The sequence below is a fragment of the Chryseobacterium joostei genome, from assembly GCF_003815775.1.
GTDB classification, from domain to species: domain Bacteria; phylum Bacteroidota; class Bacteroidia; order Flavobacteriales; family Weeksellaceae; genus Chryseobacterium; species Chryseobacterium joostei.
The window spans coordinates 1,403,114-1,415,024 of the sequence record NZ_CP033926.1; the positions used below are offsets into that span (position 1 = coordinate 1,403,114).

11 protein-coding genes and 1 pseudogene are annotated in these 11,911 nt (G+C 35.5%); 3 read left to right on the forward strand and 9 right to left on the reverse strand.

Going from position 1 to position 11,911, the window contains the following annotated elements:
• The first annotated feature begins 8 nt into the window (after nucleotides 1–8).
• The gene (locus EG359_RS06520) at nucleotides 9–1,067 is read left to right on the forward strand and encodes an MlaD family protein (RefSeq protein ID WP_076350815.1); all 1,059 of its coding nucleotides are present in this window, start codon (nucleotides 9–11) and stop codon (nucleotides 1,065–1,067) included.
• 84 nt (nucleotides 1,068–1,151) lie between these two features.
• Here the strand turns inward: EG359_RS06520 and EG359_RS06525 are convergent, their stop codons facing one another.
• Together EG359_RS06525 and EG359_RS22940 are read right to left on the reverse strand one after the other, a co-directional pair.
• Nucleotides 1,152–1,709, reverse strand: a complete 558-nt coding sequence (locus EG359_RS06525; RefSeq protein WP_076350813.1) for an inorganic diphosphatase — start codon at nucleotides 1,707–1,709, stop codon at nucleotides 1,152–1,154.
• A gap of 234 nt (nucleotides 1,710–1,943) precedes the next feature.
• Nucleotides 1,944–3,554 (reverse strand): annotated as a pseudogene (locus tag EG359_RS22940) (HAD-IC family P-type ATPase).
• A 193-nt stretch (nucleotides 3,555–3,747) separates the two neighbouring features.
• On the opposite strand from EG359_RS22940, the gene EG359_RS06535 reads away from it, so the two are divergent.
• Together EG359_RS06535 and EG359_RS06540 are read left to right on the forward strand one after the other, a co-directional pair.
• On the forward strand, nucleotides 3,748–4,428 hold the full coding sequence (locus EG359_RS06535) for a BON domain-containing protein (RefSeq protein ID WP_076350811.1): 681 nt from the start codon (nucleotides 3,748–3,750) through the stop codon (nucleotides 4,426–4,428).
• Between the two features lie 138 nt (nucleotides 4,429–4,566).
• Nucleotides 4,567–5,241: a DUF6629 family protein gene (locus EG359_RS06540; protein WP_076350809.1), complete on the forward strand. Its 675-nt coding sequence runs from the start codon at nucleotides 4,567–4,569 to the stop codon at nucleotides 5,239–5,241.
• Between the two features lie 294 nt (nucleotides 5,242–5,535).
• On the opposite strand, the gene EG359_RS06545 is transcribed toward EG359_RS06540, so the two are convergent.
• The 7 genes from EG359_RS06545 to EG359_RS06575 all read right to left on the reverse strand — a co-directional run bounded on the left by EG359_RS06545 (nucleotide 5,536) and on the right by EG359_RS06575 (nucleotide 11,894).
• Nucleotides 5,536–6,726: a DUF3570 domain-containing protein gene (locus EG359_RS06545; protein WP_076350807.1), complete on the reverse strand. Its 1,191-nt coding sequence runs from the start codon at nucleotides 6,724–6,726 to the stop codon at nucleotides 5,536–5,538.
• A gap of 35 nt (nucleotides 6,727–6,761) precedes the next feature.
• On the reverse strand, nucleotides 6,762–6,983 hold the full coding sequence (locus EG359_RS06550; RefSeq protein ID WP_047099119.1) for a DUF4266 domain-containing protein: 222 nt from the start codon (nucleotides 6,981–6,983) through the stop codon (nucleotides 6,762–6,764).
• Complete coding sequence (locus EG359_RS06555; protein WP_076350805.1) at nucleotides 6,980–7,906, reverse strand: FAD:protein FMN transferase; 927 nt, start codon at nucleotides 7,904–7,906, stop codon at nucleotides 6,980–6,982. The genes EG359_RS06550 and EG359_RS06555 overlap by 4 nt, the downstream gene beginning before the upstream one ends.
• A gap of 5 nt (nucleotides 7,907–7,911) precedes the next feature.
• Nucleotides 7,912–8,355: a thioredoxin family protein gene (locus EG359_RS06560; protein ID WP_047099117.1), complete on the reverse strand. Its 444-nt coding sequence runs from the start codon at nucleotides 8,353–8,355 to the stop codon at nucleotides 7,912–7,914.
• 70 nt (nucleotides 8,356–8,425) lie between these two features.
• Nucleotides 8,426–8,815, reverse strand: a complete 390-nt coding sequence (locus tag EG359_RS06565; protein WP_047099116.1) for a hypothetical protein — start codon at nucleotides 8,813–8,815, stop codon at nucleotides 8,426–8,428.
• 50 nt (nucleotides 8,816–8,865) lie between these two features.
• On the reverse strand, nucleotides 8,866–11,361 hold the full coding sequence (locus EG359_RS06570; protein ID WP_076350803.1) for a cation-translocating P-type ATPase: 2,496 nt from the start codon (nucleotides 11,359–11,361) through the stop codon (nucleotides 8,866–8,868).
• 68 nt (nucleotides 11,362–11,429) lie between these two features.
• Entirely contained in the window at nucleotides 11,430–11,894 is a 465-nt protein-coding gene (locus EG359_RS06575) for a heme-binding domain-containing protein (RefSeq protein ID WP_076350801.1), read from the reverse strand.
• Nucleotides 11,895–11,911: the final 17 nt, after the last annotated feature.

Genomic DNA, 11,911 nt, shown 5'->3' on the forward strand with positions numbered 1-11,911 from the left:
AAGTAATCATGAACAACGAGTCATCAAACAACTGGAAATTGGGAATTTTTGTCACAGCTGGCATCCTTCTTTTCATAGCAACCATCTACTTTATTGGGGTCAACAGAAATTTGTTTGGCTCTAACTTCGTTCTTCGTTCTGAGTTTAAAAACGTCAGCGGATTAAAGCAAGGCAGTAATGTCCGCCTTTCCGGAATTAACATTGGAACAGTCAGCAAAATAAATTTTATTTCAGATTCATTGGTTTTGGTAAAGCTATTAATAAGAAAGGATGTTCAAAAATATATCAAAACTGATGCAGTTGCCAGCATTGCATCTGACGGATTAATGGGTGATAAAATACTTATTATTACCCCCGGCCCCCAATCTAACACTATAGTGAAGGATAATGACTTCATTACTTCTTATAAAACTATCGAGATAGATGATATACTCTCGAGTGTAAAACAAAGTACTGACAATGCCGAAGCAATTACTGATGAGCTTGTGGAGTTCAGCAGTAAAATGAATAACAAGAATAGTTTATTGACAAAAATAATGACCAATAAAGATTTTGCTTCGAGAATTGACAAGACCATAGAAAACCTGCAACTAAGCTCCCGAGAACTGGCAAAATTCACCTCCCTTATGAATAATAAAAATGGATTTGCATCAAAAATATTTACCGATAAGAAATGGTCAGATAATATTGAAAGCAGTATTTCTAATTTGAGGAACAGTTCTCAAGAAATCAGTAGGTTTACAACAAAACTAAACGACAAAAACAATGTATTTTCTCAACTATCTTCCAACGATTCTTTAGCTCTTTCAATAGAAAAGACATTGCACAATCTTGAAAAAAGCTCTGATGATCTTATTCAATTTACGTCGAAAATAAATAATGATGAGAATGTATTATCGAAACTTACCAACAATCCTAAATTAGGGAAGTCTGTAGATTCCACTATCATTAATATTGAAAAAGGTGTCGGTGAATTGAGAGAAATAGAAGCCGCCGCTAAGAACAATTTTTTGCTAAGGGGTTATTTTAATAAAAAGAGAAAAGAAAACGAAAAACAAAAAAGATGATTGCTGCCTAATCATTCAAAATTATAATTCATTTATCCTTACATAATGCCAACGTACTATTAAGATAGGCAAAAAAGAACCCAATTAAATATTTTTTATTTTGGGTTTAATTTCTTTGATATACATCATTAAACTTTCTTCAATACAAGTGAAAGCTTCTTTCCTATTTTTGAAACCAAATACCTGTACTATTTTCTCTTCTAATTTTTTATATTCTTCAAAAAAATTCTGAATCTCATTAATGGTATAAGCCGGCAGATCTTCAATATCATGAATGTGCAGCATAGAAGAATCATTTTCAGCCACCGCTATTATTTTATGATCTTTTTTATCTTCGTCCGTCATCTCCATTATTCCTATTACCCTTGCATTAACCAGAGTAAGGGGAACGAGGTTTTCCGAACATAGCACAAGAATATCTAACGGATCTCCGTCACTGTAATAGGTCTGTGGTATGATCCCGTAATTGGCAGGATAATACATGGAAGATAAAAGAATCCTATCCAATCTGATTAACCCTGAGTGTTTGTCTATTTCATATTTTGTCCGGCTACCGGTGGGAATCTCAATAACTGCTGTAACTATTTGAGGCAGATGTTCTCCCGGAGAAACATCATGCCATGGGTGTTGATTTCCTATCATAATCTTAAAATTGTTTTTTTTAAACTAAAAGGAGGACCACTCCTTAATGAATACTCCTCCTTTTGTCAGAATTTTCCAACAAACCACATGTTGCACGAATCTTCTTGGTTATTAATTTGCTTGTGTAAAATTCATCAAATTAGTAATGTTAAGAAATGACATCAGTCACTAAAAAAAATGACCTTGCCAGATGAAGAGACGGACTTAAATACTCTGCTTTTTTAAAGGTAATTATTACCCTTGCTCATACATATTATCATATTTTCTTTTGGCATATTTATAAACCTCAAACCATAAAACAGAAAACGCTGCGATGAAAACAGTGAATCCCAATTCACCTATATTAAGTGCTGTTACCTTAAAGAATAGAGAGACAGGCTTTACATATAATATTGCAAAAAGAAACCCCAGAACTAAGGCAGAAATACCAATAAGCAAGGGATTACGGTTTCTGAAACTTTCCAACACACTATAAAAGAATGATCTGTTAACAAAACTCAGTAATATATTGGCAAAGATCAATGTACTGAATACCATTGCCCTTGTCTTGGTTTCATCACCTCAATTTTGAACTGTAAACTGATATACAAAAAAACTCCGAGGGTTATTACGCCCCCTGAATAAAGCTGATTCCCAACTTACTCAAACTTAAAAAAGTATCTCCGATGGCTCTTGGCGGCTGTTTCATTGCGTTTTTTTCCATGGGCTCATTCTCATAAACAATAGCTTGCCTTCAAGCGGATATTCATGAAACATCTTATATTCTTTCCTTGCATCATTTTTTTGAGTCCGCCGATAGGTGTTATGCAGAGTGATTTCCATAGGATTAAAAGGGACAGGTTCGCTACTCCACATTGCATAATCAATAAGTTTTTTCAAATTTTCAACACTAAATTCTTTTTCTCCATAAGTCCCTCCTGATTGGTAATCGTACAAATGTTTCAAGTGCATTGAATTTTCTGTAATGGTTCCTGTTTTATCAGTGTATATAACGGTAGTACTTCCTAAAGTTTCTACAATACTGCTTCGCTTAATAATAATTCCCTGATGCATAAGCTTCCATGTTCCCAACGCCATAAAGGTTGTAAATGCTACAGGAATTTCCTAAGGTAATAAAGACATTGCCAGGGTTAATCCACTAAGAAGACTTGTTATGAGGTCTCCGGTTTTAATTTAACTGAAGATACAAATCATAAGAAAAATAATGATCTCAATAACAGCCATCCATTTTACAAACTTTCGGATCTGGATCTGTAACGGTGATATTTCTTCTTTTATATTCAATAGAGATTCCCCAATTTTTCCTACACGGGTTTCTGAGCCTATTTTTTTAACTTTAAAAACTACCAAACCTGAAACTGTAACTGTACCGCTATACACAAGATTGTCCTCGGATTTACTATCCTTAAAAACTGAAAACGTTCACCCGTAAGAGATGATTCATTCACAGAGAAATCATTGCTGTGCACAATCATTCCATCAGCATTTATATTTTTTCCTTCTTTAGTAACACTTAAATCACCTACAACAATTTCATGGGGTTGGAATTTCCATTATTTGCGAGTTTCTGATGACCTTACTTAAAGGTTCGTTCAGCTTCTCAAGTTCCTCCAAAGCTTTTTTACTAAGATTATCCTGATAAAAAGAAATAGCAGTTACCGCAACAATAGCCACAAACATAAAAGCAGCCTCACCATAATTCCCTACTATCAAATAAATGACAGAAATAATGATAAGCAATATCAGCATAGGTTCTTTTAAAATATCAATGACCAGATCAAACCATGTATTTTTATGGACCCCCTCCAAACGATTATATCCATTTCGTTGCCGGAAAGCTACCACTTCATCATGTGTAAGACCTGTAAGACATTAGGGTATATTGTAAGACATAACAAATAAATAGGTTATCTAAAAATAAGCAATTATTATATACAAATTAAATTTCCCTTCTTGACCAGTATCAGGTTTCAATGTGATGTATATCATAGTGTTTTTTGCAAAGTTTCTGGAATTTTGATTGATAAATTACGTTATCATGAAGACAAATACAGAATTACAAAAAAATGTTCAGGATGCCATTAAAAGAGAGCCATTATTGCATGCAGCAGAAATAGGGGTAACTGCAAAAGACGGTGTCGTTGCCCTTACTGGAGTAGTTGATCATTATGCAAAAAAAATAGAAGCCGAGAATGCTGCAAAAAAAGTTATTGGAGTAAAAGTTTTAGTAGAGAACATTATCGTTAAATCTCAAGATTCCTTATCTATAACTGATGATGAAATTGCTGCAGAGATTTTAAAAACTTTTAAATCCAATGCATTGATTCCAGAGAACAAAATCAAAGTGATTGTAGAAAATGGTCAGGTGACTTTGGAAGGTGAATTACAATGGGATTATCAACGGGAAATTACTCAAAATGCAATCCGGTATCTTTCAGGTGTAAAAGGGGTAATCAATCATATAAAAATCAGATCAGACATAATGAATGATATTAAACAAAAAGATATTGAGCACGCAATGAACATGACCTGGGCACTTTATAATAATGATATTCACATTCAAGTATCCGGCACTACAGTGATTTTAACAGGAACAGTAAATTCATGGCATCAAAAAGAAGAAGCCGGCCGCATTGCATGGAAAACTCCAGGGGTAAGATGTGTAGATAACAGGTTATTTGTGGATTATGAATATTCAAAAAATAGTTTATCATCGTAGATCTGACTCTTTTATTCAAGCTGTATAGCAGCGAACTGTTAAATTACAGCAGACTTTGTTTTAATAATAATGAATAGCAATTAAGTTTAACACTATTCTGTAAAAAATTCACAAAAACAACCTCTAAATCCCATTCAAATGTGTTTTTCAGCAATTTCAAGTTTTTCAGCAGGTATAGCACTCACGGCTGTTGGTATAGCATGTATAAAAAAAACACGGCATTCTTCACAGCATCTTTTTGCATGTATTCCATTTATTTTTGGAGTCCAACAGCTAACAGAAGGAATACTTTGGCTAACCCTTCCCCAGCCAGATCATATCATTATGCAACAGGCTACAACCTTTATATTTCTATTTTTTGCAGAGATTCTGTGGCCCGTTTGGGTACCTATTTCTCTTTTAATGTTTGAGGACAATGAGCCACGAAAAAAAGTACAGAAGATATTATTAGGTGTAGGAATCATCGTGAGTATTTATTTGGCTTATTGTCTTTTATCATATCATGTGGAAGCAAAGATTATTGGTCATCATATTACTTACATCCAAAACTATCCTGCTTCATGGAGAAATTACAGTATTATCTTATACGGTGTGGCAACAATTGCTCCTCCGTTTTTTTCCCACCTTAAAAGAATGCACTTTTTTGGTATAGCCATTTTGATCTCTTATATAGTTTCAGAGATCTTTTACGATCATTACATACTCTCTGTTTGGTGTTTTTTCGCGGCGATCATAAGCATGTCTGTTTATATAATTGTGAGTGAAAAAACAGATAAAAAGCAAAGAGAGTATCCTGAAATTTATGTCAAATAAAAATAATTTAGCTATAGTAGAAAAGATGAAGAAATACAAACTCGGAAGATTAGGCATGGTATTTTGAATTTATTAAAAATGGATTTCCCCAACTTTTCAAGAGATCACTATATTTCTTGAACTGAATACTTACAGATGTCTTTTTCATTTCCATTTATTTTGCTCAATCTCATTCTTTTCATGATCAGCAGCTATTCAAACAGAGCCAAATAGCGCCACTTGAAGCCAAGTAGCGCTATTTTTTAATAAATATTGATAAAAGTTTAATCTTGAAATCCTAACAAGAAAAAGATGTTATTTAAATCTTAAATTCAGGGAAATAATATCAGATTTCATCCCAACAGATTTCGTGTAATGTCCGTATCTGATTTCAAGCATATTCAGCCTTTCTATACCAAATAAACCGTTTTTCGGACTGATTCTGATACCTGCACCATAAAAATGACTGTCAAATTTTGAAAGGTCATAATTACTGGTATAAAAATCATCAAAAGCCGTATGCTCTTGATAAGGGGCAAAATATTTAGCCGCAGTCTGAGAATAATACCTGTAAAAAGGACTTACCGAAACAAAAGGCGAGATTTTCACCGGTGTTTCCAGGCTGAAAGTATTGGATCTTAAGCCCCAATCATCGGTATAATAACGGTAATATGCTCTCAAAATAACTTTGTCTCCAAGAAAATAATTCGCTCTTACGCCCAAAGGAATTTTAAACCGTTTATCCGGCAGAGCTTCCTGATGAACTGAATTATCATTGAAATAAACTCTGTGGAAAGGCAGGCTCAAATATCCTGTCTGCTGAACACCATCCGCCAAAAATTCAACCTGAAAGTTCTGGTTGATGATTTGCGAATATGATAAAGACAAAGCATACGTATTTCTTCCGCTTGTTCCGTAGTTCTCGTGTTCTCCTCCTGCACTTCCATTGGTTCTCAATTCAATCGGCGCAATCAGTTTTACCTGATCCAGATAAGCCTGGAATTTCGCCGTAAACTCTCCCATTCTGTTCTTTGTCTTTTGTGAAATTCCAATGTTTGCTCCATACGATGTATAATCGAACTCGAAGGACGTGGAAACACCTGCCATTAAAGTGGTTCCATTATTCGTATTTTCACGGCTCCAGCTTAACGCAGGATAAATTCTATTGTCTGCGTGGGAAGCGGATGAATTGGCTTTCAGATCAATCATATCCGACGAAGCAGAAGTATAATGATCAATCCCGACACTGAAATCGAATTTATTTTTCCTGTCTTTCTTATCATATTTTACCATAGTTACGTCAATGGTATTAGAAATATCAGTCAGCTTTTCTGTGCCAATTCCTCCCGTCACTGCGGAGTTGTTTCCGTTTTGTTTATAATAGCTTGAAACTAAGTTAGCTTCATCAAAAGTCAGTTTTTTAGGCTGCTCATTGTTTGTATTTTCCTGTGCTTTTGCATTGAAAATTCCAAAAAGAGCAATAACACTTACGATTAGTTTTTTCATTCTTGAATCACAATTACATTTTACGATTACTCTTTTTAGTTACACCCGCAACCACCACCTACTTTTCCTGCATTCGCACCCGAAGATCCTTCTCTGTACGATTGAAAGCTCAGTTCAGTTTTTTCAATTTTTCTGTTTCCAAGAGCCATTTCGGCGTCATTTAATTTGTTTTTTTCGTACTCTTTTACCGTTGTGCAGGACTGTACTGAAGCAACTGTGATAAGGAAGAAGCTGAATATTTTTATCAGGTTTTTCATTTTAAATTAATGTTTTGAGATGAATAAATCTTGTCCTGATCATCAATAATGATGCATTCCAGATGATTGATCTGGTTGATCATATTGAGTGCCATATCAATTCCCATAATACTTACGGGAGTTGCCATTGCATCGGCAATTTCTGCGTTGGGACAAAAGATCGTAACACTTTTTACGCCCGAAACAGGCAGTCCTGTTTTGGGATTAATGGTATGAGAATACTTTTTACCGTTGATAACAACGAATTTTTCATAATTTCCCGAAGTTGCAACCGCCATATTGGTGATATTCATATAAGAAAAAGGCTGTTTTGCATTATCGGGATCAGCAATTCCGACAGTCCAGGGTTTTCCGTCTGCCTGATTTCCCCAGGTCGTTAAATCTCCTGAAGCATTTACAATTCCGGCAGTGACACCTCTGTTTTGAAGCATTTGTTTTGCCATTTCTGCAGCATACCCCTTCCCGATTCCCCCAAAACCGATCCGCATTCCTTTTTCTTTGAGGAAAACGGTTTGCTTTTCGCGATCAAGAATAATATTCTGATAATTAACCAATTTAAGATGATCTTTAATCACTTCAGGATTGGGAAGCTCTTTCATTTCTTTGTCGAAATTCCAGAAACTTTTATCGATTCCGCCATAGGAAATATCGAAATAACCGTCCGTTATTCTGCTGATTCTAAGACTTCTTTCAATCAGATCAAAAATCTCCCAATCCACTTTTATGGGTTCGATTCCTGCATTTCTGTTGATGAGATTCGTCTGGCTTTCCTCACTGAATGTCGTCAGAAGTTTTTCAATTCTCCGGATTTCGTCAATCGCTTTGTCGATGTGCTCATATGCAGAATTTTCATCATCACTTACAACAGTAATTTCAAAAGCGTTCCCCATTAGTTTCTGAGGTCTTTTGAATTCTCTTAACATACCTTTTATTTTTGATGTTCTTTGATATCTCTGATCTCTTTGCTGAAAGCCAGTGCATTTTCTGAAGGTAAACCTTCCCAGCTTTTCAGGACTTTTCCTTCTGAATTCAGCAACAATGTATAAGGAAATAATCCTTTTTGATTGTACTGCTCAGCAAGCGAAGCGTTTTCTTTTTTCAGTTCAGAGGACAACTGATTCTTTTTATTTCTTGGAAAATCTGCATTGATATAAACGATGAAATTTTCCGTCTCCAACTTTTTAAATTCATCGGTTTCGATGATATTCTTATGAAGCTTAATGCACGGAATACACCAGTCTGAACCTGAAAAGTTCAATAAGATAAGCTGTTTATTTTGTGAGGCTTGTTTTTTGGCATTATCCAAACGGCTTTGCGCATGAATGCCAACAGCGAGTGCAGCCATTAATATGGCTGAAAATAGTGTTTTCATTATTCTGAAATTAATAATATAAAATAACTAATGATCTTGATCTGTGAATACAAATCAAATTAGGACTGAATTATGAAAAAGAAAGCCTTGGCGGTTCCCATACGGAGTTCAAAAATCCTTTATAACAAAGATCTTCGTCTTTTGAAGGGATTTTATGAAATTCTAAAGCATCAAAATGATATGGTTCCGTTTCAAAACTGAATTCCGGATTAATGGTAAAAACCAGAGACAAAGGGGTGGAATGAATAATAAACGGAAGTTTCTGATCTTTTCCATAGTCTCCGTCTTTCACAGGATGATCATAGTGTGTTTTTAGAAATGCAGTAAGTGTCATATCCGGATTCAATTCTTTGTGTTCGAAATAATGTTCGACAAGTTCCGGGATTTTCAAAAGCTGATATAATTCGGTTGTGGAAACCAAATATAAAAATAGCAACAATATGGAAATCAACTTTTTCAATATTCAAAATTATGAAATATTTTATTACAAATATTTTTTTATTTTCTTCCTCAATGTCTTTTCATCAACTTATAAACTTCGAACCACAAAACCGAAATAGTAGCTACAATCAACGTCATTCCCAATTCTTTTGCTTCAAGCGGACTTACACTAAAGAATCCTGATACCGGCTTCATATAAAGAATGCAAAGCAGTAATACAAGAACCAACGCGGAAATTCCCGTCAATAAAAAGTTACGATTTTTAAAACTTTCAAAAATACTGTAATAGAAAGACCGGTTTACCAGACTAAGTAATATATTAGCAAATATCAAAGTACTAAATACCAAAGATCTGGTTTTGGATTCATCATTCCCCAGACTAACAGAATGTTGATACATCCATAGTATTCCTGCGGTAATGACTAATCCCTGAATAATACTTATCATAAGTTCTCTCCAGTTCAGAAATGTATCTGAAAGCGCTCTCGGAGGTCTGTGCATTGCATCTTTTTCCATAGGCTCATTTTCATATACAATGGAACAGGTGGGTCCCATAACGAGTTCAAGAAAAATAACATGCACAGGAGTGAAAATATGAGGAAATACCCAGCCCAGAAACAAAGGCAGAGAAACTGTGAGTATAATAGGAATATGAATGGAAATAATATACTGGACCGCTTTTTTTATGTTCGCATAAATTCTTCTTCCTGCTGCGACCCCAATTACGAGCTTATCCAGATCATCATTGGTAATGACCAGTGCTGCTGCTGATTTGGCAATTTCAGTGCCCTTATTTCCCATTGCCACACCAATATGAGCGGCCTTTAAAGCTGGTCCGTCATTCACACCGTCACCCAGCATTGCGACTACGTGCCCCTGAGCTTTCAAGGCAGAAACCACTTCCAGCTTTGCTTCCGGAAACATCCTTGTAAACAAAGTGGTCTCTTCGGAAAGCTTTATAAGTTCTTCCTCTGAGCATTCTGCAATTTCACTTCCATTAACGGGCGAAGTACTACTCTCTATTCCTGCCTGCAATGCAATGGCTCTGGTGGTATCCGCATTATCTCCGGTAATAACCTTTACCTGAATACCGGCATCGTAGATATGTTTAAATACCTCTTTTATTCCTTTTTTAGGAGGATCATAAAACACAGTTAATCCTAAAAATTCAAATTTAAAATCCTGCTGTTTATCCGGGAAATCATTTCCTTCAAAATGAGATCTGGCAACACCAAGAACCCTGAATCCCTGTTCTCCGAAGTTCTTTATTAACTTTCTTATTTTGTTTTTTTCTTCTTCTGAAAGATCGGAAACACTGATGATAGCTTCCGGAGCTCCTTTAGCAGCAATAATCCGGTTTTTGTGTTCATTTTCAAAAAGATGGGTCATCATTGGTGGTTTACCTTCCAGCGGATATTCATGAAACATTTGATAGTCTTTCCTGTGATCAGGCTTTCGGTTCTGCTCATAGATTTTATGCAGTGTGATTTCCATGGGGTCAAAAGGTACAGGCTCACTACTCCACATCGCATAATCAATAAGGTCATTGAGCGCTGTTGTATTGAAATCTGCTTCTTCATAAATTCTGTCAGAACGGAAATCATAAAGATGTTTCAGCTGCATGGAGTTTTCTGTAATCGTACCTGTTTTATCTGTGCAAATTACGGAAACGCTTCCCAGGGTCTCCACAATACTGCTTCGCTTAATAATAATTCCTTCCCGCATCAGCTTCCAGGCCCCCAAAGCCATAAATGTTGTGAAGGCTACAGGAATTTCTTCAGGAAGCACAGACATTGCCAAGGTAAGTCCACTGAGTAAACTGGTCACAAAATCTCCCGTTTTAACAAAACTGAAAATGCATACTGCAAGAAAAATAATGACTCCAATAACAGCCATCCCCTTTACAAAATTCCGGATCTGAAGCTGTAAAGGAGATATTTCTGTTTTTATACCCAATATAGACTGTCCTATTTTTCCTACTTTGGTTTCTTTTCCTATATTTTCGACCTCAAAAACGGCAAGCCCGGAAACAGTGATTGTTCCGCTGTATACTTTATGATCTTCAGATCTGCTGTCCTTGAAAACAGAAAAACTTTCGCCCGTAAGGGAAGACTCATTGACAGAAAAATCGTTGCTGTGAACAATTCTTCCATCTGCATTGATGAGGCTCCCTTCTTCGGTAATGCACAAGTCTCCGACTGCTATTTCAAAAGTGGGAATATCTATGATCTTTGAATCCCTGATTACTTTACTCAAAGGTTCATTCAGTTTTTCAAGTTCTTCCAGCGCCTTTTTGCTTCGGTTATCCTGGTAAAAAGAAATGGCAGTAACTCCAACAATAGCTGCAAACATAAATAAGGCCTCACCATAATCTGCTGTAAGCACATAAATAAAGGAAACACAGATAAGAAGAATCAGCATCGGTTCTTTAAGGATATTGAGAAGAAGATCTGCCCATGATTCTTTCTTAACTGCTTCGAGGCGGTTATATCCGTACTTTTTTCTTGAATCGGCTACTTCAGCGTCTGTAAGTCCTTTTAAGTCTTCCGGTATATTGTAATTCATAGGAAATGGATATTATATTAAATTTACTGATTGTTTTTATTATATCAGAGTAATATTTTCTGTTTTTTCTATTCAATCTGTTTTTTCACCTCTTTTACCCATTGTTCTATTTCTGACTTTTGGATGTCAGACAACTTTGCATTCTGATGAACAACAGTATAAGATGTAAGCGGCATTTCACCTTCTCTGATGGTTTCTGCCACTTCATCAAGTTTCTTTAATTTTTTTTCTTTTGAGTAGCTGTTAAATTCATCAAAATTAAAATGCCGTTTTCCTGAGTTCACATGATCTGCCAGCCACCATTTTACAGGCTGTATGTTATTGTACCACGGATAAGACGTCGTGTTGGAATGACAGTCATAACAGCTCGTTTTCAATAATCCCTGTACATGTCCGGGTACCACATAATGTTTTTCAATCGCATTTTCCGAAGGAACTGTTGCAATATTTTTATCAGTATCAAAAAACTGAATTACAATCAGAAACAGAACTATAAAACCTGTTCCTATTTTCATTAAAGATGATGTTTTCATAATTTGTATTTATTTAT